This is a genomic window from Marinagarivorans sp. (assembly GCF_982758155.1).
Genome location: NZ_CEXWTU010000042.1, coordinates 1 through 26,535, shown reverse-complemented (window position 1 = coordinate 26,535; position 26,535 = coordinate 1). Strand labels below are relative to the sequence as shown.

Annotated in this window: 17 protein-coding genes and 1 other RNA gene; 4 read left to right on the top strand and 14 right to left on the bottom strand. The window is 45.8% G+C overall.

From position 1 onward, the window contains the following. Positions 1-561 precede the first annotated feature (561 nt). From AC3A8L_RS07135 to AC3A8L_RS07120, 4 genes are all read left to right on the top strand, one after another. Positions 562-3,456 (top strand): DUF1592 domain-containing protein, encoded by a 2,895-nt coding sequence (locus AC3A8L_RS07135; RefSeq protein WP_487961545.1) that lies wholly within the window; start codon positions 562-564, stop codon positions 3,454-3,456. Between the two features lies 1 nt (position 3,457). Then, complete coding sequence (locus AC3A8L_RS07130) at positions 3,458-4,795, top strand: DUF1552 domain-containing protein (RefSeq protein WP_487961544.1); 1,338 nt, start codon at positions 3,458-3,460, stop codon at positions 4,793-4,795. Between the two features lie 148 nt (positions 4,796-4,943). Then, on the top strand, positions 4,944-5,990 hold the full coding sequence (locus AC3A8L_RS07125) for a coproporphyrinogen III oxidase (RefSeq protein WP_487961543.1): 1,047 nt from the start codon (positions 4,944-4,946) through the stop codon (positions 5,988-5,990). A gap of 84 nt (positions 5,991-6,074) precedes the next feature. Continuing rightward, complete coding sequence (locus AC3A8L_RS07120) at positions 6,075-6,446, top strand: cytochrome b562 (RefSeq protein WP_487961542.1); 372 nt, start codon at positions 6,075-6,077, stop codon at positions 6,444-6,446. Between the two features lie 422 nt (positions 6,447-6,868). Here AC3A8L_RS07120 and AC3A8L_RS07115 read toward each other — a convergent pair whose 3' ends face one another. From AC3A8L_RS07115 to AC3A8L_RS07050, 14 genes are all read right to left on the bottom strand, one after another. Further along, positions 6,869-9,043 (bottom strand): glutamine synthetase III family protein, encoded by a 2,175-nt coding sequence (locus AC3A8L_RS07115; RefSeq protein WP_487961541.1) that lies wholly within the window; start codon positions 9,041-9,043, stop codon positions 6,869-6,871. Between the two features lie 858 nt (positions 9,044-9,901). Then, complete coding sequence (locus tag AC3A8L_RS07110) at positions 9,902-10,918, bottom strand: SMP-30/gluconolactonase/LRE family protein (RefSeq protein ID WP_487961540.1); 1,017 nt, start codon at positions 10,916-10,918, stop codon at positions 9,902-9,904. 678 nt (positions 10,919-11,596) lie between these two features. Further along, positions 11,597-13,201, bottom strand: coding sequence for a cyclic peptide export ABC transporter (locus AC3A8L_RS07105; RefSeq protein WP_487961539.1), 1,605 nt, complete (start codon positions 13,199-13,201; stop codon positions 11,597-11,599). Between the two features lie 1,037 nt (positions 13,202-14,238). Beyond that, entirely contained in the window at positions 14,239-15,960 is a 1,722-nt protein-coding gene (locus AC3A8L_RS07100) for an NAD-dependent malic enzyme (RefSeq protein WP_487961538.1), read from the bottom strand. 395 nt (positions 15,961-16,355) lie between these two features. After that, the gene (locus tag AC3A8L_RS07095) at positions 16,356-16,901 is read right to left on the bottom strand and encodes a DEAD/DEAH box helicase (RefSeq protein WP_487961537.1); all 546 of its coding nucleotides are present in this window, start codon (positions 16,899-16,901) and stop codon (positions 16,356-16,358) included. Continuing rightward, on the bottom strand, positions 16,856-18,778 hold the full coding sequence (locus AC3A8L_RS07090; protein ID WP_487961536.1) for a TOTE conflict system archaeo-eukaryotic primase domain-containing protein: 1,923 nt from the start codon (positions 18,776-18,778) through the stop codon (positions 16,856-16,858). Before AC3A8L_RS07090 ends, AC3A8L_RS07095 begins: the two co-directional genes overlap by 46 nt. Then, a complete protein-coding gene (locus AC3A8L_RS07085; protein WP_487961535.1) occupies positions 18,768-19,022 on the bottom strand; it encodes a hypothetical protein in 255 nt (84 codons plus the stop codon). The genes AC3A8L_RS07090 and AC3A8L_RS07085 overlap by 11 nt, the downstream gene beginning before the upstream one ends. Positions 19,023-19,086: 64 nt before the next feature. Further along, positions 19,087-19,230 carry a type II toxin-antitoxin system HigB family toxin gene (locus tag AC3A8L_RS07080; RefSeq protein ID WP_487961534.1) on the bottom strand — a complete coding sequence of 48 codons (144 nt, stop codon included), beginning with the start codon at positions 19,228-19,230 and terminating at the stop codon, positions 19,087-19,089. An 80-nt stretch (positions 19,231-19,310) separates the two neighbouring features. Then, the gene (locus AC3A8L_RS07075) at positions 19,311-19,433 is read right to left on the bottom strand and encodes a DUF1156 domain-containing protein (protein WP_487961546.1); all 123 of its coding nucleotides are present in this window, start codon (positions 19,431-19,433) and stop codon (positions 19,311-19,313) included. Between the two features lie 87 nt (positions 19,434-19,520). Beyond that, positions 19,521-20,231, bottom strand: a complete 711-nt coding sequence (locus tag AC3A8L_RS07070; RefSeq protein WP_487961533.1) for a retron system putative HNH endonuclease — start codon at positions 20,229-20,231, stop codon at positions 19,521-19,523. Continuing rightward, positions 20,228-21,634 (bottom strand): AAA family ATPase, encoded by a 1,407-nt coding sequence (locus tag AC3A8L_RS07065; protein WP_487961532.1) that lies wholly within the window; start codon positions 21,632-21,634, stop codon positions 20,228-20,230. The genes AC3A8L_RS07070 and AC3A8L_RS07065 overlap by 4 nt, the downstream gene beginning before the upstream one ends. Before the next feature lie 348 nt (positions 21,635-21,982). Next, positions 21,983-22,374: a transfer-messenger RNA gene (gene ssrA / locus AC3A8L_RS07060) on the bottom strand. 251 nt (positions 22,375-22,625) lie between these two features. Beyond that, positions 22,626-24,872, bottom strand: coding sequence for a DUF1631 family protein (locus AC3A8L_RS07055; protein ID WP_487961531.1), 2,247 nt, complete (start codon positions 24,870-24,872; stop codon positions 22,626-22,628). Between the two features lie 512 nt (positions 24,873-25,384). Further along, a partial coding sequence (locus tag AC3A8L_RS07050; protein ID WP_487961530.1) for a hypothetical protein occupies positions 25,385-26,535 on the bottom strand: 1,151 nt, incomplete at its 5' end.

The following is a 26,535-nucleotide window of genomic DNA, read 5'->3' as shown; positions in this document are numbered from 1 at the left end:
TTGGATAAACTATTATTGCCTCGTCCCTAATGCATTTACCGCTATTCCTCTTTTTAAGCCGCTATCTCTGTGGCTGGGGAGCTCACGCATGCCATCGTTATGCACAAAAATGTGACCTTTTCGACTTTTTATTGTTGATCTAAAACAAAAATAAACGTGACTAGAATCACACAAATTCAATGCTGATGCTGCTCACCGTATGTAAGTTGATTTCGTCGCAAACCCGATGTTAACGATAACTTTTTGGTGTTTAAATAAATCAAGAAAGGCCTTTCACTATATTAGCGCCCAAGCATAACAATGCTAACAATGAATAGGGTAGTTAGGGACGAGGAAACAATATTTCATCCACTAATGCTCGATCTCGACATCCTTACCTTCGTTGCTCAAAGCGTTACATGCCAAGGCATGCGCCCCTTTAAGCGCCTCGATAAGAAAGCCGATAATTGGACAAACTATTATTGCCTCGTCCCTTAGACCTGAACCTGTCGTTATCCCGCAAATCCCGTGGATAACTAAATGGAGGGGAATCAAAGCCCCTTAACTGATAAAGGCGTAAACATGACCGAATATCGTTTTTCTTTTCGCCAGCTATTGCCACAAGCTTCACGCAATAGTCGGCCTTGGTTACTTATCGCGGCGTTGGCCACACTCGGTGGATGTGTCGCTAAAGATAACAGCAGTGCTTCAAGTGACGTGTCCATTTTGAGTGAAGGCTTTGTATCTAGTATTCCTCAAGTGACTGCCAGTAGCAGTGGGGATGTCGCGATAAGCTCTGGAGTGAGTGTCAGTTCAAGTAGCTTAGATCCTGTTGCGCTGGGTAAAGCGATTTATGAGGCCCAGTGTGCTTTGTGCCATGGTGCTAATGCTGAAGGTGGCGCGGTTATTCAGGAGGTTAAAGTTGAAGAAATTTTGACTCAGAATTATACCGCAGACTACCTTAGCCACTCGATTATTGGCCCTACTATGCCAATGGGTAATCCAGGGCGCTGTGAAGAAACTTGTGCGGAAAATGTGACTGCGTATTTGGGCGCGCTGAAAGGCGGCTTTGGGGCTGGCGGTTTGCTGGGGATTCCTTCAGAGCCGAATAATTTTGATGTGCATGTGGCGCCAGTTGTTATTCGCAGTTTGAATGATGCCGAGTACGACGCGACCGTACGCGACCTTTTCAATACACAAAAAACGTTTGTGCATACCTTTCCTGAACAAACCGAAAATAAGCAAGGTTACGCAACCATCGGTGCTCAAATGTCAGTGAATGCGGCCCGCATGGAAGCTTATGAAGCCGCCGCCGATGTGTTGATTCGCGACGCGATGGGCGCACTTAGTGCGAGTGAGTTACACCACTTTGAAGCAGAATCGGACCCCGTTATTCACGTTGCGCGAGGAAGCCTTAGAGCCGGTGGTTACTGGGCGCAGCTAATTTTAGGCAATATGCTGGTTCCCTTTTCGGTCGAAGAATCGGGTATTTACGAAATTAGGATTAGGGCGGGGCGCGAAGGCCCTGGGCCGGACCCGCATGTAATTTTCAATGTGGATAATTTATCCCGTGGCGAGGCCTTTGTACCAGCACCGGTCGACAATATGGGTGTTTACACCGTACGCACAGAGCTTACGGGTGGCCCGCACGAACTTTCGTTATTTTACGATAACGATGTTTATGTACCGGCTATGGATGGCATGCCTGCGCAAGATTTAAATATTGTTTACGATTGGATTCAAATAGAAGGCCCGCTCAATAAATACAGTTTGCGCAAAGCCAAGGGCGAGCAGCTGAGCCCTTCGGGAGGCAGTATGGTGAACGGTGCTTGGAATATGAATGTCCCTGGCGTTTTTACCTTTCCGTTTACGGCCGACACCGAGGGTTTGTACCGCTTTAGCGTTCGTGCAGGGCAAGATGCCGCGGGTGATGAAAATGCAAAAATGCGGGTAATGGCTGGCGAGCGGGAATTAAGTGTGGTTGATGTTGGCGCTTCTGCTGATGCATTGAAAACCTATGTTATTGATGCGCAGTTAGGAGAAGGACGGCAGGATATTCGCCTTAATTTTACCAATGATCTCTTTCTTGGCGAAGGCCAGGATCGCAATTTAATCGTCGATTGGATTTCTGTGGAAGGGCCCATTTCTGGCGAAATTCAACCGCGTTCTGCACAATTAACGTGTGGTGTTGATGCGCAGAATACAGACTGCGCCCGCGAGCTACTCGCGCAGTTTGCACCACGGGCTTGGCGTCGAACGTTAAGCGACGGTGAGCTAGAAGGTTTAATCGGTATTTTTGATGAAGGCATCAATGCCGGTGGAAATTTTGATTACAGTCTTTATTACGCCTTACGCGCTGTGATGTTGTCTGAAAATTTCACTTTCCGTCCCGAGTTGGTTTCCAGTGATACCGCCATGCCGCTTAACGGTTTTGAATTAGCTTCACGCTTATCTTACTTTCTCTGGAGCAGTATGCCAGATGCCGAACTTTTCGCTTTGGCCGAAAGTGGCAGCTTGCAGCAAGGCGATGTGTTGCGCGCGCAGGTACAGCGCATGTTGGTTGATCCTAAATCGGCGGCACTTATCGATAACTTCGCTTCGCAATGGTTGCGTTTTGATGGGATTTTGGGCGATGCCGGAAAGAAAAATTTACCCGCACCAGATTTAATTCCTGGTTTTGATGATGCGTTAGCGCAAGCAATGGCTGAAGAAACGCGGTTATTTTTACAACATGTGCTAGATAATAATTTACCGCTGTCCACGTTAATTGATGCCGATTACAGTTTTGCCAATACGCAACTCGCTGATTTTTACGGTGTGAGTGTGGCTGGCGGTGATTTTCAGCGAGTGAGCTCCGATGAATTTCGCCGAGGTTTATTGGGGCACGCTTCTATACTGACGTTAACTTCAGCCCCTAAAAATACCTCACCGCCAGGGCGCGGTGCCTATGTGCTTAAAACCTTTTTATGCTCAGAGCCCAAAGCGCCCCCAGGTAACTTCGGCACAATTGCCGATCTACCCGATGTGCAGGGCACAACCACGCGGGATCGTTTTTTATTGCATCGACAAAAACCTGAATGCGCTAACTGCCATATTTTAATGGACCCCATAGGTTTTGGTTTAGAAAACCTCGATTTTGCCGGCCGCTGGAGAGATATTGATAATGGCGCGCCTGTAGATTCCCGTGGCGAACTACCTACGGGTGAAACTTTTGAGGGCGCGGGTCAGTTAGCGGATCTGCTGAAAGATTCTTACCGCTTGCCCATGTGCTTTATGGAAAATATTTTAACCTATGGTTTGGGGCGGCCTATTCACGCCTTAGGTGAACCTGAAGATGCGGACGATTATCCGCTTATTTATGAGCTCTACCGCAATACCGAAGGCAGCCAGCACGCCATCCGTGACGTGATCGAAGAAATTGTATTGAGTCGCGCATTCCGCGAAACCCGAGTGCAACATTCAGTGGAGGGTATGTAATATGCGAATTAAACAAATGAATCGACGTCACTTTTTGGGCGGCGCAGGTGCGGCAGTTTCTTTACCGTTGTTGGAGGCCATGATGCCCATTGGCAAAACGGCCTTTGCGCAAGATGCTCGACCCGCGCGTATGCTAACGTACTTTTTACCTAACGGTATTCATATGCCAAGCTGGACGCCAGATGCCGATGGTAGTAATTATCAGTTAAAAGAAACCTTACAACCGCTGGCACCGTTTAAAGACGATTTATCGATATTGACCAATTTGAATAATGAAATTGCGCAAAAACGGCTGGGCGGCCACGCACCGGGTACGGGTTCCTTTTTAACGGCATCACCGATTAACGACCCCGGTCCAGGTCTGGGTAATGGAGTGTCTGTAGATCAGTTTGCGGCACAACGGTTAGGCCATTTAAGTCGCTTCCCTTCTTTGGTGTTGGGCATGGATGGTGGTGGAAGTTCGGGCTCGTGTGACTCGGGTTATTCCTGTGCTTACGAGCGCAATATTTCATGGTCTGGCCCGCAAACACCTACCGGTAAAACAACCAGCGTAGCGCAGCTATTTAACCGTATGTTTGGCGGCTTTGATTCTGGCGAAACGGCTAAACAAAAAGCGTTTCGAAAAAAAATGAACAGTAGCATTCTGGATTATGTGCGCGGTGATATCACTAAACTTAATCAGCAGCTGGGCCAAAACGATCGCGCTAAACTTGATCATTACGTCACATCACTGAATGAGTTAGAAAAGAAAATCGTGGAAGTGGAGGGGGTCAATGAATGTCCGGCTCCAGAACCTTATAACGACACGGCTAATCGCCCGGCACAAATTAAATTGATGACAGATTTAATGACCATTGCATTTCAGTGTGATTTAACTCGCTACCAGTCTTTTATGATTGCCAACGGTTTCTCGTTTAATATTTATCCGCATTTAGGCTTTTCTGATCGTCATCACGATTTAACCCATTTACTGGATGACCCTGTTTTAAAGGCCGAGGCAACTCGCAAGGTCGTGGATGTGAACAAGTGGATGATTGAAGAGTTTGCCTACATGCTTCAGAAATTTAAAACCACAACGGATATCGACGGTACCAGCTTACTTGATAGCAGCATGATCTTTCTGAGCAGTGAGATTTCCCATGGCAACCGGCACGATTATGTGAATATGCCCGTATTACTGGCAGGTCGCGGTAATGGCACACTTAACCCTGGGCGCCACATTCGTTACGGTAACGATCAACATACCTTTGGCGATTTGTACCTCACCCTGCTTAACAAGGCGGGAGTGAATACACCGAGCTTTGGCCAAAGCGGCCGGAATATGATCGGCAACCTCTAAAGTATTCAGGTGGGTAGAAAGGTCGCAGTATCATGCTTGCGGCCTTTTTTGTGGCAGTTACTTTTGATAGCGCTTTTGATCTGGCTCTAGGTTGAACCCCACTTAAGCTGGCATAATCGGCTTTTATTCCCAGCAAAGAGAGTCCGCCGTGAGCCAACGTCAAACCGCGAGTAGCCCAAAAGCCTGTACTGCCAGAGAGATCATCGAAGGCTTGCAACGTTATTTTGTTAGTGAATTGAGCTTGCAAGGCGGGCGTTTGAGCTCGGACTTTCAAGCCTTTCAGCCTGTTGAATGGTTGAGGGATGAGGGCGTGCACGGCGGAGGTGTGCGTTATATGGCACAGGATGCGCTGTTTAACCGCGCTTCAGTGAATATGTCGCAAGTGTTTTATGAAGACTTAGAGGAGCGGCCGCTGAATAGTGCGACAGCCATATCCACGATTATTCATCCAGAAAATGCACGAACACCGTCGATTCATATGCACATTAGCTGGACCGAGCTTAAATCCGGTGAGGGCTATTGGCGGCTGATGGCCGACCTTAATCCATCGATTAACAGTGATAGCGATAAGCAATTTTTTGCTGATGCCTTACAAAATGCCAGTGGCGAGCTCTACCCCGAGGGTTCGCAGCAAGGCGATCGCTATTTTTATATTCCCGCTTTAGAGCGTCATCGCGGTGTTACACACTTCTACCTAGAGCAATTTAACTCCGGTGATTGGCAGGTGGATTGCGGCCTTGCCCAACGTTTTGGCCGCGCGGCTATTGATGCTTATTGCACCTTGTTTTATAACAACCAGCAAGCCGCAGCCCCGGTTGCCGCCGGCGACAAACAGCAGCAGCTGGACTACCACACCTTGTATTTCTTGCAGGTTTTAACTTTGGATCGCGGTACTACGTCTGGCCTGTTATCGCACAGCCACAACGATGTGGGCACGCTAGGCTCTATTCCCAAGCACATTAATCGAGACTTATTAGCGAGCTGGTTAGGTAAAGTCCCTGCGCCGCAAGAAGAGCTACTAAAGGCCTTCTTAACCGTATTGCCAGCGCAGGCTGTGGTGGAAGTGAATGATGAAATAAAAATGCTGTTAGCCAATGCGGTACGTGCTTTTTATCAACAGTTCCCCGAGGCGATTGACCTGCAGGCGCGAGGCAATGTTGTGCCGCCGACGATGAAAAACCACGGTGCGAAATAATTAGGTACAATGGCGCATACCCTCATCTATTTGCCATAGTTGATTGCGTTCATTACCTATTTACTTCACTTAACGAGCTGATTTATGAAAAAGTTGTTCCCACTCATACTTGCCGCTGCAGCCCTAGTTGGTTGCTCAAAGCCTAGCCCACTGCATCAATCGATGGAAGATATGGGCGGTGCATACAAAGCAATGAAAGATAGCGACAGTATTCCAGCCATTAAAGAGCAGCTTGTGCTGTTTAAGGCCGGTTTAGATATCGCTAAAAGCCAGCCAGTAAAACCAGAGCACCAAGAAACTTTTGACGAAGGCATTGAAAAGCTGTATGTGTTAGTGGCGAGCGCAGAGGCAGCAGTAGCGGCTAATAGTTTGCCAGCGGCTAAAGAATTAATGCAAAAGCTAGGAGATACCCGCAAGAAGTATCATGATGAGTTAGGTGTTAAAAAGAAAAAGTAATTGCTTAATCGCGGGCCTAAGGGCTTGGCCCGCTTTATTGATCAGAGTAATTGAACCTTTATGCTTTAAGTGTTTTTACGCGGTTCCCCCCAAATTCGCTCGCAACGCATTTTTTAAATCCTATCGATAATATTTAGTACAGGCTCGTATTCTGCTAAGGGGCGTGCACTGAATAAGTTGCTGGAATTTGGGTTTTTGGGTGCTTGCTTGACGAGGCGAAAATATGGCGTAATAGCTGGCTATTGCAAATATTTTTAACGAAGGCAAGCAAGCACCCAGGAATTCAAAAACGGGAAGTTATTTAATGCACGCCCCTAATACCAAATTCCCCTCGCTTTTAATGGTTTAGCGCCATTAAAAAAAGGGCCGCATAAATGCGACCAAAGTGGCTTTACGGAGCCATAAAAAAGTAACGCTAGTTGCTATTTAATAAAAAGCATTTCTGAATACTTGGGGTAGGGCCAATATTTGTTGGCAACAAAACCTTCCAGTATGTCCGCATGTTCACGTACTTTATCCATTAAGCTTCTTACCGTACCGGCGCAGTTCTGCATGTGTTCTTCGGTAGAATCAAAATCGTGGCTGGCCAATGCGGCGCTCAGTTCACTCACGGTCGCCATCATGCTGTTTGATTCGCTCACAATTTTACTGGCTACGTCTTTATTGGCTTCCAATCCCAGTGCGCTGGCTGCTGATAAACTATCGGCCAGTTCGGTTAAATAGCCCATAGTTGATGGGTAAATAGCGGTGGTGGCCATGTCGATGACGAGTTTGGCTTCGACCTCTATCGCTAAAACATACTGCTCCGCATACACCTCATATCGGCTTTTCAGCTCTTTAGGCGAGAGCACTTTTGTGCGGCTAAATAATGTTTCTACGGCGGGGTCTAAAAAGGCCGCTAGGGCATCTGCAGTAGTGGGTATGTTTTTAAGGCCACGCTCTTCCACGGCCGCTTTATGCCATTCGCTTGAGTAACCGTCACCTCCGAATATCACATTGCTGTGTTCATCCATCAGTTCTTTTAATACGGTTATCACGGCTGCGGTTTGGTCTAAACCATCGTTTAAGCAAACCTCTAGTTTTTGCGCAACCCATTCGAGTGAGTCGGCCAAAATGGTATTCATGGCGACTAAGGGGCCAGATACCGATTGCGAAGACCCTACAGCGCGAAACTCAAAACGGTTACCGGTAAAGGCGAAAGGCGATGTACGGTTTCGATCGCCTGGGTCACGTTTGAAGGTTAATATTTGCGAAAGGCCAAGGTCCATATCGCCGCCACACTCGGTAGGGCTAAGGTTGCCTTCCTTAATATCCATAAAAACTTTTTCTAATTGATCGCCTAAATAGACCGATAAAATGGCCGGCGGCGCTTCGTTAGCACCCAGTCGATGGTCGTTGGCGGCTGAAGCAATCACAGCCCGTAACAGCGGGCCAAATAAATGTACACCGCGAATAACTGCGCCACAAAATAAAAGAAAGTTAAGGTTTTTTTCGGGGGTATTGCCGGGGTCTAATAAATTACCTTGCGTGGAGTTACCTACCGACCAATTCACATGCTTGCCCGAACCATTAACGCCGGCGAAGGGTTTTTCGTGTAATAAGGCTAAGAACCCGTGTTTTTTGGCTGTGTTTTTCATCACAGTCATTAATAACTGCTGGTGGTCGGCCGCGACGTTGGCGGCTTCATAATAGGGTGCAATTTCAAACTGACCAGGAGCAACTTCGTTATGGTGTGTTTTGGCGGGAATACCTAAGCGGTAAAGTTGATCTTCAAAGTCTTGCATAAAGACTTGCACGCGTTCGGGGATAGCTCCAAAGTAATGGTCATCAAATTGCTGGCCTTTGGCGGGGGCTGCGCCAAAGAGTGTGCGCCCAGCTAGGAGTAAGTCGGGTCGGCTGTTGGCAAATTTTTCGTCGATTAAAAAGTACTCTTGCTCGGCGCCGCAGCTTGAATTCAGCGTTGCAATGTCTGTTTCACCCATTAACGCTAAGACTTTTTGCGTTGCACTATTCATAGCCGCATTGGAACGTAAAAGTGGAATCTTTTTATCCAGCGCTTCTCCCGTCCAAGACATAAATACGCTAGGAATCATCAAGGTGGCCCCATTAGCGGTATGCATAATGTAAGCTGGGCTAGTTGGGTCCCATGCGGTATACCCACGGGCCGCGTTTGTCATCCGTAAACTACCATTGGGGAATGATGACCCGTCGGGCTCGCCCTTAATTAGCAGGCTGCCGGTAAATTCGGTAATGGCGTTACCATCGGCGTTGGTCACAATAAAGCCATCGTGTTTTTCGGCGGTCGCATTCGTCATGGGATAAAAAATGTGAGAAAAGAATTTAGCGCCTTTCTTCATGGCCCAATCTTTCATGGCGGCAGCTATGACATCCGCGGTTGCCTCGCCAAGTGGCGCCCCGGTTTCCACGGTCTTTTTCATCGCTTTAAATGCTTTTTTCGATAAGCACTCTTCCATAGCGCTGAAGTTAAATACATCACAAGCCCAAATTTCACTGAGGGGCATGGGGAATTCTACTTCGGCAGGTGGCGTTGAGGTGATCTCGCTAATGGCAAGAAATCGTGATTCGCTAACGGACATAAAAAATACCTCTCGGGCATAAGTTGGTGATTGTGTAATTATTTGTTCGGGCTGAGGAAGCCATAATTTATCCACGCATGTTTGATTCGGCCGGCTTACTTGAAGTCCGTTTCGCCTAGTTGAATAAATTATTGTTTCCTCGTCCCGTAATCGTCATTTACAGAATGGATTAGCAAAAAATACACCGAATGGGTCTGCGGCTTGCTCTTCTAGCAACTTTGCGGCCGTTTATCCCCATGCTGGGGCGAAAGTGGTTCGCAGTGGAGCATGGCCCTTTGATTTAGGGTCGATTCTTGATCGTCAAAGAGTCCTTTCTTTCATTTTCGCTATAATCTCGCCCCAGTGTGGGGCGCTTTGACGTAGCTGATGATGAAGACGATAGCGAGAGCAGGTTTATGGCTTCTGCCGTCATTGTCGTGATGTGAAAATTTATGTGTCGAAAAGGGGTAAGGGCGCCGCCGCTGGAACTTATAGTGCGTCGTTGTGCAGTAAGCTGGTGCGTTGGTGGCGTTGCTACAATTGACCCTTATGAAGCCTTTAGCTTCGGCCCTATCAAGTGTTCGGGGTGGGGTGCTGTAGGGAAACAACAAAATGGTTATAGAGGCACTTCAGTAATGTCGAGCCTGCAAGACCGGAATTGGCAAAATATAGTGTTAGCTTGACGCTCAACGTTATTACTCATGTTAGCGTTTAGGTTTTAACAATATTGCCACGTGGTTCAATATAATGATGGAGTTTTGGGGCGTGGGAGACGAGACCGGATTGCCTGCGTAGACCAAAAAAATCTTCAGGGTATTCGCCTGAGGATTTTCCATTTAGAGCTTAGTGGGCGCGATAGCCCTTAGGCTTTACTCGCACTTAATAAGGTAGTCCGGGAATATTACTAGTCGCTGAAAATACTTGCGGCATAACGCCTGCGGTAGTGGCAAAAATAGTTTTCCCATCGTCACCACCAAATGCAATATTCGTTACACCAGCTACTTCGTAGCTTGCAAGTAACTTATCTTTCTTTGAAAGTACCGAGATCAAGCCTCCACCGGTAACGTAGATGTTGCCGGCGCAATCTCGACTCATTCCATCAATACCTTCATTTAGAGTATCAATTCGAACCGGCTCATCAATAACTTCGCCTTTACGATTTAATGGGAATTTAAATAAGCCGTTAATGCCGCCCACATATATGAACTTTTCGTTGGCAGACAACATAACACCGTTAGGTTTATCAATAAGCTTAGCGGCAAATTCAGTGGTCGAACCGTTAGGTCTTACGTGGTAAGCACGCTCATCTGCTTGAGGCATTTCTCGATTTTCGGTTGAAGGATCCATATCAGGCGTCTGCCAGTTAGGGTCAGAAAAATATATATTTCCTGTTTTCGAAATAACTAAGTCATTCGGAGAGTTGTATCGTACACCGTCATAAGTATAGGCTAAAATTTTACCGTTAATCACGCGAGTAATGGTGCCATCTAAATGACGTCCCGAAACAACATGGCCCTCGTTATCAAGTGTTAAACCGTTTGAGCCGTAACTTTTTTCTAATACGCTAACATTACCATCTCTAAGTACAACTAAATCTGATGGGTTCGCATTAGTGTTGGTTGCGTAGCCAATATGCGACATTAAAAGCGCATCGCCAACCCAGACTGGCCCTTCCAAAATAGCAAAGCCAGGGGTTAGGGGTTCAATTTCAGCAATTAACTCAAAATGAATACTTTCCGGATTAAGCTGTTTATTAAATTCCTTGGGGCAATACTGAGATTGTGCCGATTGACTCTTTTTATTGTGACTATGACCACTCTCTGCAAATACCGCGTTACCCGCAAGCGTGCCCAGAGTAAGCGTTACCGCGCAAGAAAGTGATTTAACATTGAGCATATTAACCCTTCAAGTAAATGAAAATAACAATGGAAATTTATAGTATCCCTAGCGGGATATTTATAATCCGGTCATCAAAAATTATTCTAAGACAATAACACAGACTACTTAGCAGGCTCTACCGCGAAGAAGTATGAGTACTGCCCGATAGCGCGAGAAAGATAAAAAATGATGCTAGTAGCGTATTTTTCTAGATTTACGGCTACGAAGCTACTTAGTCATAAAAATTAAGATACCTTTAAGGGGGGGCTCTCTCGGTATGTTTGGCAGGCAAGCCAACAGCTGGGCCGGAAACTTGAGGTGCGTTTTGCGGGGCGTAAACTCCACAAGCCTGCCACCCATACTTGATCCCTTAAATATTGAAAAGAAATGACTGTCGCTTAACGAGAAAGGAGGGGTTTAGGGCAGCAGTATCAGATTCTATTTGCTAGACACAGGCAAAAAACAAGGCGTGCAACGTAACTTCTAACTTAAGCTTTAGTCTGTAGTATCCCCCCTCATTATTCCTGCCCAACACACACAATAATCCCAAGGTATTAGCTTTGGGATTATTGTGTGTTAGGTCTGTTAGTGAAAATTTATTGAAAGTAGGCGATTTCTTGTGTTTTTATGAATTTATATGACGTTATTTTTTGAGAGTGCGTGCCCTGATTATTTTTATTGACGAATGGAATAGTGCTAGTGAGCGATATTCCCTCCCTCAAGGGATATGAGTCTGTCGGCTACATGAAAGTAACGATCATCATGACTAATGACAATTAGCGTAAGACCTTTAGCCTTTAATTGCGGTAATATTACTTCGTAGAATATCTTTCTAAATTTAGGGTCTTGATCTGCCGCCCATTCATCTAAAACTAAAATTGAACGTCCTTCCATGCAGGCGGCCAACATCGCCAGTCTTTTTCTTTGTCCGGTCGAAAGGCTAACGGTACTAAATACACCGTCATCAATTGATACCACTCGATCTAACTCCAACTGATCGAGAAGCTCTGCTAAATAGTTATCGTTCAGCGCGCTGGCAGTTCGATTTAAAATTTTGTCAAACAAAAAGAAATCGGATAGGACGGCAGAAAACATTGCACGATATTGACGGCGATTACTATTACAGACTGTCTCTTTGTCGACATGTATTTCACCTTGAATCGGTGTAAGTAATCCACACAATAATTTCACGAGCGTAGATTTTCCTGCCCCATTAGAACCTACCAAAAAAACCAGTTCACCTCTGTTAACGGTAAAATCTATAGGGCCTAGTGTGAAATTCTCATTATTAAAATATCTGTAGACGAGGTTTTTAATTGAAATGGTTTTCCACTGTAAATTTAATGCGTGGGCAGGACTCATTTCGGCTGGAAAAGGAAGCTCTAGATTGGCTAGGTGGCGTAGCGAAATTCTACCAAGAACTATTGTCTCGACTTGATGAACCAGGTTTCCTAGAGGCTGTCGGATAAACAATAAAATAACGGCAAAATTTACCCCGATATGAAACGCACCAACATCCAAGTGATAAATGCCCCATAAAACCAACCCTATCAATGCTATAGGTAGTACCCCCATTAGTTGGCTACTTATAGAGATAACTCGTCCAGCGCGAGTGAGGGTTTCTTTTGATTCTAATGCTGGGCCAGTCATGACTTCATCGAATACACTTTTACTTCTGAGCTCATTCAATGCCAGCTCCTTATGGCCATCAATAATGTTTCCATAGGCGCTAACCAAGCTGTTTTGAATACCTCTATCACGAAGGTGCATTTTTTCAGCTAACGAGACTAATTTGTTACAAAAAATGAGTGTGATAGCTAAAGCAACCAAAACGACTAAGGCCAATTGCCACGACAGGTATAGCATATAGCCACAGCCACCTACTATCAGTGAAATTCCGTACAGCGTATAGGGTGTAAACTCGATAGCCTGTAGGATTTGTAGTATGTCCTTGGAAAATGCGTTGTAGATTTTACTTCTGTCTAGGCGTTGGAACTGTTCAGGATCAGATTGAAGTACTTGTCTAAGTAGATGATCACGAATTTTGTAAACAATTTTGTGGCCTATACCCTCAAGTATCCACTGAGCAGTAACGTTAAGGGTAAAGGCCGCAATCAATACGCTGATAAACAGATAGGGCGCAGAAAATAACGGGTCACTTTCAGATTGAAGGCTGTTACTAACAATGTTGATTAGCACTATATTGGCAATGCCGCCAGCGATAATCAAGATGATTCCAGCGAGGATTGACGAGATATTATTCTTCAATAATATCTCGGTTATATTTATTTTTTTCACCATAGTACTCTTGTCTGTGCCAAAAATAGAAGAGGAAGTTTAACCCATATAGTCGTTGGCTATATTATACGATTTTATTTAACAAATTCTACAAATGCTATCTTGCCATTCCCAAAGAGGTTTTTATTGAAGTTCTTTAGCGAATAGGGGGGGCGAAGGCAGGCACGCGTCAACTCACTACAATAAGTTATAACGAACGCCAATCCTAAAACAATCCGCTATTTGACTCCTCAGCCATTATTATCTAGTGTTAAACCATAAAGAACTGGATAAACAACCATGACTCAGCCGCGTAGCCAATTGGTGTCGATAGACGATACCCCTTTCTACAACATTAATACTGACGGGACATGCACTCTAAATTCTGAAAAAAACTCAATCCCGTCAGACGTATCGCCCATGCACATACGATTTAATGTCGACATCGATACTAGGCTTCTACAAACACAATATTTTGTGCAACACTATCTGCCGCGCTTACGCTCCCTGCGTTTTGCGGCATTAGTGAATCCCTTCACGTCGCTTTATTCGCTAAGCACAGGAAAAAGCGCGCCGCTTAGTTCGAAGCGACTTCAATTGTAATTCTGCGGCACTAACAACCATCACTCCTGCGTCAATAAATACCCCAAGGCATTAGCTTTGGGGTTATTGTGTGTTTTGTGTCTATGGGCGAGAAGTTTCTTGAGGGTAGAGGAGTTCTAGTTTTTTTACTGATTTTTGGGCGCCGTTATTATTTTAGAGTGCCTGTCCTGCATTATTTGGGCTGCGCTTTGAGTGGTAGGGTTTTGGCTGCATCGGCATAAGTCGGTGCAGCCAGAAGAGCCCAGCCCATTACCCAATAGCATCATTGGCTAAAGCCGGTTGGGCTCAGCAGTACTCCTTAGGGGCGTGCATTAAATAACTTCCCGTTTTTGAATTCCTGGGTGCAGGCTTGCCTTCGTTAAAAATATTTGCAATAGCCAGCTATTACGCCATATTTTCGCCTCGTCAAGCAAGCACCCAAAAACCCAAATTCCAGCAACTTATTCAGTGCACGCCCCTTAGACACTGCAGCGTTTGTAGTCGCGGTATTCCGGCAGCCAGTAGTTACGCTCAATAGCTGCCGATAATTGCTCATCCGAGAGCTCAACGGCAACGCCTTCTCGCATCGCTTGTCTCGCCACTGCAAAGGCGATGCGCTTACTGAGCGATGCAATTTCTGTGAGTGGCGGAAGTAAGCTGCCGGCACCGGTGTTTGCTAAAGGCGAAGATTCAGCCAGTGTGGCACTTGAAACAATAAGCATTGCATCAGTAATGCTCGTGATTTTTGCCGCAATGACACCCAAACCAATACCCGGGAAAATATAACTGTTGTTACACTGCGGAATTGGAAAAATTTCGTCATTGTAATGCACTGGCTCAAAGGGGCTGCCGGAAGCCACAATGGCTTTGCCTTCTGTCCAGGCGATAACATCTTCGGGCAACGCTTCGACTTGTTTTGAAGGGTTACTAAGTGGAAAAATAATGGGCATTGGGCAAGCTGAGTACATAGCGCGTATTACTTGCTCAGTGAATAAGCGAGGCTTACCCGAAACGCCAATTAAAATATCGGGCTTAGCGCAGTGCATAACGTCGAGTAGCGAGGGGTATTCGCCACTGTATGTCCACTGTTCAAGATCTTCTTTGCTTTGTGTTAGCGCAGACTGAAAGTCGCGCAAGCCATCCATTCCTTCGGCCAGTAAACCAAAGCGATCAACCATATAGATTTGTGAGCGTGCTTTGGTGTCGGAAATACCTTCGGCAACCATAGTGCTGACGATTTGCTCTGCAATGCCGCAGCCTGCGGAACCTGCGCCCACAAACGCGACCTTTTGCTGCGATAGTTTTTCGCCTTTAATACGACATGCCGCTAATAGCGAACCGACAGTGACGGCAGCCGTGCCTTGGATGTCGTCATTAAAACTACAAATTTCATTGCGGTAACGCTTAAGCAGCGGCATTGCATTGGGTTGTGCAAAATCTTCAAATTGCAGTAATACGTTTGGCCAGCGACGCTTAACTGCTTTAATGAATAGATCTAAAAACTCATCGTATTCATCTTGGCTAATACGCTCGTGCCGCACACCCATGTACATAGGGTCGTCTAACAGTTTTTGATTATTGGTGCCCACATCTAGCATCACCGGCAATGTGTATGCAGGGCTAATACCGCCGCATGCGGTGTACAACGATAGCTTACCGATGGGTATGCCCATGCCTCCAATACCTTGGTCGCCTAGGCCTAGAATGCGCTCACCATCGGTTACCACGATAACCTTTACCTTCCCTTTGGTTGCGTTGCGTAAAATATCATCAATTTGAAAGCGGTCTTCATAAGCGATAAATAAACCGCGTGCACTGCGGTAAATATCAGAGAACCTTTCGCAGGCATCACCGACTGTAGGGGTGTAAATAATCGGCATCATTTCACTAAGGTGATTACGGACTAAGCGGTAAAACAATGTTTCGTTGTTGTCGTGGATGGCGCGTAAGTAAATATGTTTATTGAGGTTGTCGTTAAAACAGAGGTATTGCTGATAGCAGCGCTTAGCTTGTTCTTCGATGGTTTCGTAGCGCGGCGGCAATAGACCCGCTAAGTTAAAGTTCTCTCTTTCTTTTTTCGAAAATGCACTGCCTTTGTTGAGCAGTGGCGTTTCAATCAGGGCCGGGCCTGAATAGGGGATATACAGATAGTTTTGATCGGTGTCTGTTGGCATATTTCCGGGCTCTAATGGGGTGTTCAATTTTAATCTAACGTTATCGTAACGCAAAATGCATGGCAGGTAGTACGCGTTAGGTCATTTAACCTAAAAAACCGCAGTTGAACTATCTAAGTCTAGCATCCCCTTGGCACACCGAGCATTCAGCAAGGGGATACGCACCTTTTTGATTCCCAGCTACGGTTTTTAGGGTAAAGCCGCCGAAATTAAGACGCTTTGCTTTCGCCCCCAATAATTGCTGACAAGTCTGTAAGCGGCTGCGTGCCATGTTCTGAGCAATAAAAATGGCCGCGAGCGGATGTGGTAAACGACCTTAGAGGTTTTGGTCTGTCTCAAGGCTAGGTAGTAGGCTGAGGCGCGGGTTGGGTTCAGTCGATTTAGTCTGGAAAGAGCTTTTAAATGCTGAGGCGGGCTTATGCTTATGCAGGAGCTTCGGAATCCATTTTGTCAGACGCTAGCAGAAGCGCGTTTGACTTTATATCGACAGGTAATGTGGAATCTGCGAACTCGATTTTGTATCCCATTGCCTTGTAACTTTTCTCTCGCTTGTTGAACATGCGCTGCAGCATAGGAAGCGAGAAGTCGACATAATCGTGAATTGTAACGCACTCCTTGCCTTCTGATTCTCTATGGATGCGACCGGCATACTGAGCCAGCGACCCTTTCCAGGCAATGGGCATGGCCAAGAACAAAGTATCTAATCTTGGTAAGTCAAACCCTTCGCCAACGTATTTTCCTGTCGCAACCACCACTTGGGCGGTAGGTAGTCGTGCATCGATTTTCTTTCGCTCTCCTACGCGCATTGCACCTTTCAAAACTATCGAATCGACCCCTTTTTCCAATAACATCGAGTTGATGGTTTCGGCGTGTTCTCTTCGCTCGGTGAGTACGATCGGGTGTTTTGACTGCTGAACACACATCAGAATATCCGAAACGATGCGCTCTGTTCGCTCAGTTTCTTCCATAATCCAGCGGTATGCTTCTGAAATTTTCGGCTTTTCTTCAGGAAGGATTGGCTGCTGGGTGATGTGTTGTAAATTTGATGAGCAATGACCTGCTGCTCAAATTTATCCTCCAAGGTGTTCTTAATCTTGTGGCGAATAGGTCCTACTACCATAAAAATTATTTTCTGGTGACCATCTTGTCGTTCTGGTGTTGCTGTCAGACCCAGCAGGTATTTAGCTCGAATTTCATTCAGAACCATTTCAAAACGTGGTGCAGAAACATGGTGACATTCATCAACTATGACATGGCCATAGTCTTGAACAAGTTCAGAAATGGAATTGTTTTTCTTGTCGATCAGGCTTTGATAAGTGGCTATGTCGATGATGCCCGTTGGCTTTTTCTTTCCCCCGCCGATGGTGCCGACATCTATATTTGGCATGAATGACTTTAACCGCTCTTTCCATTGATCTAGTAGTTGTCTAGTGTGAACTAGAATCAAGGTATTAGCTTTGCGTTTTGTGATCATAGCAATGGCGGTAACCGTTTTTCCGAAAGCCGTTGGAGCATGAAGAATTCCAGCGTCGTGCTTGATCATGGCCCGCACCGCTGCTTCTTGATTCTTTCTGAGTTTGATTGACGACTTGGTGGTTGTAAGTTTGGTGCCGCTCTCGCGTTTATCGTTTATTTGGAGCTCAATCTGATTCTCTGTCAATAGATCACGTGCTTCATCTAAGCAGCCTCGAGGTATTGCCAAGTAGCCTTGGTCTATTCGAGCACAGGAAATAAATCGTGGAATACCGTGAGTCGAAAAGCGCAGCGCCTGTGTTTTGAAGAATACGGGATTAGAAAAGCTGGCGAGTCGTCTGAGTCTGGCGGCCAAAGCGCTAGGTATTTCACTCAAATCAAAGTAAACGTGATTTGCGAGTGTTACTGAAACTTTCGTTGGTGGGTTCTCTAAGGCTAGAGGCTTTGTTTTGGCGCTAATTTGCCATGGTGGTTTTTTCTCAACAACTTCTTGCTCATCGAAAAGTGTGGCGTTTGGTGAAATTACAGTGAGCAGCTTACTTAAGTCTTGATGAGAAATGGCCTTCATTTGAGCAAGATGTTGCCATTGATCTTGGATAACATGTAGTTCAGGATCAGCAAAGGAACTAAAGCCCGATAGCCTCGCTTCTTTTTGCAGAGGTAAAGCTATTAGGTTGCCAAATCCTCCTTCGGGCAAAATATCCTGATTTGGAAAAAGGCGATCATAAGAGTGAAAGGATAGGCTGGGGTATAATTCCATGGCTTTATCCAGAAGGCCGAACCCCAATAACCTTGCTTCTTTAGCAGGGACATTTTCGTTGAAAAAAATCCAAAGGTGTGCACCGTTGCCTGAGCGTGAAATCTCAATAGCATGTGGTATTTCGAAATTCTGGCAGGCGTTTGACATCGCTTTAACTTCTTCTTGCCATTTGCCCTTATCGAAATCGGCAGCAAGAAAGTAGCAAGTGTTGTCTTGCATTAATGGGTAGAGGCCAACCACTAGCTGTCCGGCTAAGTGTCGATAAATAATCTGATCATTGATTTCTGTGAATTGCCGGTGGTTACAATCTTGGCATTTGATGCGAGGTTTGTGGCAGATTCCTTGTGCCCACTCGTTATTGCAGGCGACAGAGTAGCCACTGCGACCTAGTTTGTTTTGCCATCTGTTAGCAAAAATATCGTTTCGCCCGCGAAACAAACTTCTGAATATGGAAACCTTTTGTTCTGGTGAATATGAAGTCGAGTCAGGATAAATAGGCGAGGTTTTTTGCAGTTGCTCTCTGAGGGCTAAAAGCTGTTTTTGCTCCTCTTTGAGTGCTGCGAGCCTTGAATCTATCTCTGCAATACTTTGAGAGTTTGCGTTATAACGCATGCGGCGGCTTGATTAGGGGGGCGGCTGAAATGCCTAAACTTTTATGCACCATTTCTAATTTGATCGTCTCAAAAGCATCGGGTAATTCCATTGCGAAATGTTTTGCTTCATTGGCCTCGATAAGCGTGACCATTGCATCCAGTTTTTCACCTTCTGGTTTGTCAGGGGCAGTTAGTCTTAGTGTTTCTATTTCATTTAATGCCGCTCGGTAGTCGGTATTAGTTTCAATAGGTTCGATGTCCATAGTGTATGCCTCTCATTTCTACCTTTTAAGGCAATTAAATAGTTTGTAAATCGATCTTGTAGTATTACGTATGGGAGTCGATAAGCCGAATGTACATCGCACGATAGGCATAGTTGATCCAAGCGACCAATCGATACTTATTACCTGCAATATTGAAAACCGCACGTCCATCTTTGATGATGTTGGTGTTTCTGAAGTTGTCAGCCACTTATTAAATCAGGGGGGCTTTGAAATCGTTGAATTGCATGGATGCGAATAAGCGATGGCAAGTGAGTGAGTGAAGCAAAGCTAGAGCGATAATTTAGTGTCCCTGTCAGCGTTCACCATTTGCGCAAGTATGATCACACGCGCTGCCGCCAAAGAGCGTCGTGCCCACCACAAACTCAAGGTACTTAGGTGGTCGTGGTAAATGGATTTTTCTCACGCTGCAGCGACGTTAATGTCGTCTAGGGCTAAAGCGACTTCGATTGGTTTTTTAGGGATTCATATTTTTGTCATTTATAGTAGCTCCGGAGCATCGTCCGCCAGAATTCTTTCGGCGATTCTTCCAAAGCGCTGGTGGGTGGCGGTGAAAAATGGGCTAAGTTTATCGCTAACAGGGAAGAGGTCGATAGACGCTAAGTGAGGTAAAAACATATCCTTTCGAATATGCTCATCGATCAAATCATCTAATTCGTCTATCCAGTTAAAGCGTCGGTTGACTAAATAAGGGCTGTTTAGATTGAGCAATTTAATGGTGTATTTCGCCTGCTGTTTTTCTGCTTCACTTAATGCGTTTGCAGGTTCCACTTTGCCATTGGATAAATACACAAAATAGCGAGTACAATCGGCTTGTAAGCATGAGATAAACAACAGTGCGTCGTATTGACTGAGTTTTGCATGGCCGCCAAAGACTTCAGTTTTATCAATGATTTTTAAATCATCACTTGAAAGCGTACTGAGTACTAGGTTGCTGTAATCAAACGTGCGTGCCGGATTAGTACTCTTGGGTTCGACATGCTCGATATGTGTACCTAAGCCTAATTGGTCTGGACGTACTTCTGAGTACGCACACAGGCCATATTGTTCGGTGAGTAGATGGCCTGTGACGTCTGCCTTGTAGCCAAAACTGCTCCAACGGCTAGAAGCTTGCTCGCTTGTTGTTGGTGGCGTTTGATGAGATCTATTTAGTTGATAACCACCATTGCCACTCTTGGTAATTGCCTTCATCCTTTAAGTGCCCCTTGCCTGCGTATACTGCGCTCTATTCTTAAAATTTGTGGATGTTGATCATTCAGTTTTTGCTTAAGGCCAGCCAATAACTCTGTTGCGCGAGATGACTGATATTCACCTTGGTCGACTAACGAGGTGAGCTCATCAAGTAAATCTTTTTCAGGTACAGGTGGCTGAGGGTCTACATGCATAATGGCTTGCAATACATCATTGCTAGGCTCGCCGTAAGATGCTGCAAGAGGCGTGGCTGCAATATCATCACCTTCAGAATTTACGCCGAGAACTCGAATACACTCTTTAGGTACTGTGGAGAGTACTTGAGGGCTGTGGGTGGTAACAATAAATTGAATTCTGGGGAAGGCTTCTTGTAAGGAGCCGATAACCGATTGTTGCCAAATTGGATGAAGGTGCATGTCAATTTCATCAATCATTACAATGCCTGATGACTTTCTGGCAGCATCTTCACCAAGGTGGCCATTGAGTAACACACAGCGATAGGCGATATCGGCAATCATGGCGAGCATATTTTTAATGCCATCACTGAGCTGCGACACTTTCATTACGCCTAACTCGGTATGCTTTAAAATTAACGATTTATCGTAAGTTTCACTGTATTGCAGATTTTGCCAGTTGACGGGGTTAAGTACGGTATTTACTGCTTCTTGTACAACTTTAACGGGACGTTTAAGCGCTGGGTCTATATCTATAAATGTTGCGCCTTTTTCAATTTGTTGAATTTGATTCTGCATAACTTGTATAAATGCGGAGGTGAACCAATCTTCAAATTGCTTAAAGCTCGATGCTGGGTCTAGGCTGTCTCGGTAAGCAAAGGTTCTGATTTGTTCGTTGTTTTTTTCGGTGGTGCCTTTTTTCCTATCGGTAAGGCGCTTTTCTCTCCATAAGCGGCCAGTGCCATAATATCCAAATACGGGCAAGTCGATAGGTTGCTTACTTAGGTCTCTAACGACTTTCTGTAAAGTCTTAGCTGAAGCTTTTAGGCTTTTGCACTCGACATCATCTTTAGTTTGCGACTTTCTGGCTTCACTATCACGAAAGCGCTGCCATGATACTTGCTGGGCGTTGTACTCTCCTGTTGCAGTAATAGAGGCCGTAAATTGCCTTGCCATTTCATCTAATGCGCCAAATGCTTTCGATTGCTGTTCAATTGATTTTATTATTCTTACATCGTCGACAGTAATCGTGTTAGCCGGGTCAGCATAGGCGGTTTTGGCTAAATCGAATTGGCTTACATAAGGCCATAATGCAATTCTAATCGCATCCAGTATTGTCGATTTCCCTTGCCCATTATTTGCAACTAAAATGGTTGTTTTCGGATGGAGCTCGATGCCTATGTGTTTAAAACACCGAAAATTTTTTAGCGTAATTTTTTCTAGCTTCATAGACTATGCTCCGGTGCTACTGCTTTTGAAAGTAGATCACTCAAATCGTAATTAATACTGGCTACGCCAAAATCAGGCTCTGCAGTGAATGGGTTCTGCACATAAAAAGGCCCTCCGTAATTCGCTTAGCCGCTTTGAGGTATCCCTGCCTCCGTATGAGTAGCTTAGTGATTTTACCCATTTTGGTAGCGCCAACTTTACTAGCTTTGCGATAGTACTACATAAGCGAACCACTAAAAAAGTAGGATGTTTAAAGACGGCTTAGAGCTCTATAGGCACAAAAAAGCCCGTAAATCGTTGAATTTACAGGCTTTTTTGGTTTTCTTTGGACCCCTTAGGATCCCTTGTTGGTGGAGGCGGCGGGATTTGAACCCGCGTCCGTCAGCACTCCGTCTTCGGCTCTACATGCTTAGTTTCCGTTGATTAATTTAATCCCATCACTACCCAACGGGCAGGGCGTGGAGGACGAGTTCGCTTAAGTTTTGCAATGTTGCCACGATCTAAACAACACAGCTATCCAGTTATATATGACGGGCGTTAACGCGGTACTGGCACCTTGTTAAAGACCGCTAGCGGCGAACCGCTAGATAGTGCTTCACAGGCTACTTACGCAGCTAGTTGGGCACCGTAGTTGTCGTCATTGGCAACTAATAAGTTTGCAGCTTTGGATTAACGTGATTGGCTACCATCACGACATGCACCTTAGATTTTGTTACCGGCGTCGAATCCTAATCGCCCCCTTTTCTTTATGAGATGGTTTTAAAAAAGCAAAACCATCTCACTGGAAAAGTGTTGTCTTTCAATGCTTAAACCTTGCACCTACTTGAAGACTACTCATAAGCAACTGCCTCGGCAGCGGCTTATTGACGTCAAGTTGGCCATTATAGGCGCGGAGTAGACTAGCAGCAAGCGAAGAGTTTGTTGCTAGTGGAAAGTTAGGGGCGAATAGCGTTTGTCTTTCTACTTTTTAGTGAAAGCAGGAGTTGGCGGCTTAGGGGTGTTGGTTGCTGATGGGGGTCTGCTGGCTTCGTCGCAAGCCGGTAACAACCTCTTCAAGAGCCTTGTCAAAGACCATGTTATTTTCGAGTGGGGTGAGTTGCTCGCTTTTTATGGCGGCTATGACATCGTCAATGGCCATATCGATAACTTTAATACCATTGCGATTAATGAATATATAGCGATTGGTTTGTTTGATAATAGCGGCGAGCTGACAGCGAATAATACCTTTTTCAGGTTCTTGCCAATTAAATAAGGCGCCACGCGGAAACTGAGTGACCTGTTCGTACAGTAGGGTATCTGTTGTTGGCGTGGTTTCTGTATTTTGTGTGGGCGCGCTATTGCTGCTGGGGGTGCTGGCATCAGCCGTTGTGGTGCGCTGGGCTTGGGTGCTTGAATCTGCTTTTTGTGAAATTTCTAAGCTTCCCGGTGCGGGTGCTTCGTTTTGATGCGCATTTTTGAGTTGGTAGTGCTCGGGCGCTGCTTTGCCTTTTAGGCATGCACACAAGGTGCGGTGCAGTTCTTCTAAAATTTCGGCAGTATCGAAGGCGTTATGCGCGCAGCTAGTGAGGGCTTTCTGTATTTGCAGCATGATTTGAGGCAGGGTGTTACTGCGCTCAATTTTATCGGCAACAGTGTTACAGGGCGTTGTGAGCCGGCAGATAGTTTCGAGGAGCTGGGTTTGAGTGTGCCATTTTTTAGAGGTAATGCTGTCGCGCATAGCGGTAACGAGCATAGCATTGCGCCAAAGCTTATTCGCAAAGGCGTGAACTACAGGGGCTGCATTGGCAGTGCTGAGGATATTTGCAATGATGGTATCGGTAGCATTTTCGGCTTCTTGCGCTTTGGTTTTACCTTGTGCGCTACCGTGCAGGCGGATGCCAAGTAGTGAGAGTTGCTGACGCTCGTTGTTGAGCGTTTTTCGCAAAACGATTAGCGCTTGGGTAAATGTTGTTGAATCGGAGCCATAGTTCTCGAGGATGCTGCGCGTAATGCGATCTAGGGTGCGAATGGTTTCAGATTTTAGATTTGGGTCTTGTTTTTGTTGCCAGCCAAGCCCAGCCAAAACGAGTTCGTTTAATAAACTGCGTGCAGGGTGCTGGTTGTTTTCGAAAAAAGTGTTATCGATCAGGGCGAGCTTAATGACGGTGACTTGTAGGCGATTGATATAACCCTTGGCAATGAGCTCTAAGTTTTTGTTTTGGGTGACGACTTCAAACATTACGCCAATCAGCTTGATAAGCTCTTTTTCGTAATTGCAAAGCTCGCCAGAAATACTCAAGTGTTTTTGCGTCTGCTGTAATAGCTGAAGCATTGAGGTTGAGGCCTCAACAGCGGTGGCATTGCAGAGTTCGCGTTGTGCAACCTCTAAAATGCTGATGAGTTCTTTGCGGGTGACTTGCTTTGAGGCTTTGTTGTTGCCAAGCACGCTAGTGAGAATGCTCGCCGTAATCTCATTTGATGGTGCGTTGCTTTTGGGCTGCCGTTGGCTGAGTTGTGAAATATGCTTGCCGCTAAAATGACTGTCGAACTCTTTGGCTTTGGCTACGCCATTTTGGTCAAGCAAGTTTTCGATAGCGGCATATATGTTGTGCAGCTGCTCAAAAAAGGAGGTTTGAAATACTTGACTGACGCAGTGCAAGGCTGGTGCTGAGAGCTGTAAACGCGTTATTTGCTCACTGTAAAGGCGGGTTAATACTGTTGGGTGCAAGGGGTTGCCTTCATGAGGTTTGTCATTCTCAGGGCTATCTATCTTGTTAGCTTTAAGGACACCTTTTACACGAGTAGCAATGCTTGCGAGCAGGTTTTTGTTTTGTGCGATGGCGTCGTTTTCAATTCTTTCTAAGTTAATATTCCAACGGCTTGCGTCTTCGGGCTCGTTATTGAGTGAGCCTGCTGTTTTGGCAGAGCTTCTTGTTTGGATATTGACTAGCCGGCTGAAGGCGATGTCGATACCGCCGAGAAAATGTTGGCAAAAATGTGTTTGTTGGGAGCGAAGTAAGCGGTTTGCATCAAACAGCTGGTCTTGTATTTGAGGCGATGTTGCGTTGTCAGCAGTTTGAAAAATGCTGTCGTTGCATTGTTCAAAGCAGTGGTTCAGTAGTGCTTTTAACACCATGCGCGTTTTTTGGTTGACGCAGGCTAAGGCCGGCGGCAGCTTCCCCAGATGGGCTCGCTCTTGCGGGCTGAGTATTGGGTCTAGGGCAATTACATTGGTGACTGCTTTGGCGGCTTCTGTCACTGAGAGCTCCTGTTTCACGCTTATTACACATTACTGCTGCTTTATTCTGATTTCAAAATGGAATAAAGACGTGCTTTGCTTAATTCAATATTAACAATATCACATACTTAAGTATGGGTTGTGAGGAGCGGCTCATTTTAGAGATAAGCGTTAGATTAATAGGGCGCAAGCGTCAGTTTAAAAATACTGCTGGTTATATAGGGTGTGTTGACGGGGGATTAAAGCGGGCTATAGGTTATAAACGCCGTGCAAATGAGCGATGGATTTAGGGACGAGGAAACAATATTTCATCCACTAATGCTTGATTTCGACATCCTTACCTTCGTTGCTCAAAGCGTTACATGCCTCGGTAACTGCTCCATGCGTTACCCTACTGACCTATGTCCTATAGGCCCCGGCATGCGCCCCTTTAAGCGCCTCGATAAGAAAGTCGATCTCTTCGCCTAATTGGATAAACTATTATTGCCTCGTCCCTTATAACCTATGCTTGGATGAATGCGGGCGGGCTGAGGTTAGCCTATACGAAAATAAAGTTGAGCGAGGACCTTGCCCGAGACAATAATTTCGATGCGGTAGCGGCCTGCTTGGGTGCCGCCGCGGGCTAAATCAAATACAAATTCACTTTCACCTTTAAGGCCTTTCACAAAAAGGTGTTTGCTGCCTAAAGCTTCACTGCTGTCGCCGCGATAGAGTTTGGCTGAAAGCACGGTTTTAGCGCTCTCGAAGTTTTGGTAGTTAAACTTAAAAAATATTTTGTCGTTAACAGCGATGGTGCGTGGTTGATCGCGATCAATTTGTACTTTGGGCGTCCCAGACGCACGAATGGTGTTAATGCGTGGTTGATATTGGTACTGATGCTGGGCAATGGATTTCTGAATGTTTGTGGCTGCCGTTTTCACAATTTGTGTTTTTGGGAAATTGCTGAGGGCGTTATCTGCGAGTGCCCGTGCTTGGGAGTAGTTCCCTTCATCAATATATTGCTGAGCACGTTCTTGGAATTGCGAAGCCAATGATTGTCGGCGCTCCAGGGCGAGAGTATTACGTTTATCCAGTGCCAGTATGGCGGTATAGGTTTCATAGGCGTTGCGCCCTGCGGGAGTGTAGAAATTACCTTTGCTGGTATAGCGTTCAGCCTGAACCATTAGTGCTTCGGTTTTCTCTTCTATTGAAGCAGAGCTGAGCAGGTTGCTTTCCATTTCGAGTGCAGGCAAGTAATTGGGTAATATTGTGAGCGCTTGATGGGTGTAATGGCGGGCATTTTTAAGGTTGTTGTCTCGCAGTGCACCGGCGGCTTGTTTAGTGAGCGCTTTAGCGATGCGTTCAAGGCCTTCGTTTGCGGGCTTTAAGTTTGGCGCAATGGCAAGCGCAGCTTGATAGCTGGCGGCGGCATTATTTTGTTCTGGCTCCACATAGTTTCGGCGCTTGTATAAACGGTGGCCGTCTTCGAGTAGTTTTTCTAGTTTGCTGCGCTGGGTCATTTTAGCGCGGGCTTTGTCCATCGCAGGGGAGCTGTGGCCGGGGAATATTTCTAGCACGCTTGCCAGTGTACGCTGTGCTTGCTTGAACTCGCCGTTATTAAATTGTGGTTCGAGCTTGGCGATTTCTTCATCGGCGAGTAATGCCAGTGTTTCTTGGGCTGTTTGCTCGTTGGGCAGCAGTACCA

What these genes read in the sequence shown, in the direction of transcription:
- AC3A8L_RS07135 (WP_487961545.1), top strand. Translation starts at nt 562, where the DNA reads ATGACCGAATATCGTTTTTCTTTTCGCCAGCTATTGCCACAAGCTTCA.
- AC3A8L_RS07130 (WP_487961544.1), top strand. Translation starts at nt 3,458, where the DNA reads ATGCGAATTAAACAAATGAATCGACGTCACTTTTTGGGCGGCGCAGGT.
- AC3A8L_RS07120 (WP_487961542.1), top strand. Translation starts at nt 6,075, where the DNA reads ATGAAAAAGTTGTTCCCACTCATACTTGCCGCTGCAGCCCTAGTTGGT.
- AC3A8L_RS07115 (WP_487961541.1), bottom strand. Translation starts at nt 9,043, where the DNA reads ATGTCCGTTAGCGAATCACGATTTCTTGCCATTAGCGAGATCACCTCA.
- AC3A8L_RS07110 (WP_487961540.1), bottom strand. Translation starts at nt 10,918, where the DNA reads ATGCTCAATGTTAAATCACTTTCTTGCGCGGTAACGCTTACTCTGGGC.
- AC3A8L_RS07105 (WP_487961539.1), bottom strand. Translation starts at nt 13,201, where the DNA reads ATGGTGAAAAAAATAAATATAACCGAGATATTATTGAAGAATAATATC.
- AC3A8L_RS07095 (WP_487961537.1), bottom strand. Translation starts at nt 16,901, where the DNA reads ATGGAAGAAACTGAGCGAACAGAGCGCATCGTTTCGGATATTCTGATG.
- AC3A8L_RS07090 (WP_487961536.1), bottom strand. Translation starts at nt 18,778, where the DNA reads ATGCGTTATAACGCAAACTCTCAAAGTATTGCAGAGATAGATTCAAGG.
- AC3A8L_RS07085 (WP_487961535.1), bottom strand. Translation starts at nt 19,022, where the DNA reads ATGGACATCGAACCTATTGAAACTAATACCGACTACCGAGCGGCATTA.
- AC3A8L_RS07070 (WP_487961533.1), bottom strand. Translation starts at nt 20,231, where the DNA reads ATGAAGGCAATTACCAAGAGTGGCAATGGTGGTTATCAACTAAATAGA.
- AC3A8L_RS07065 (WP_487961532.1), bottom strand. Translation starts at nt 21,634, where the DNA reads ATGAAGCTAGAAAAAATTACGCTAAAAAATTTTCGGTGTTTTAAACAC.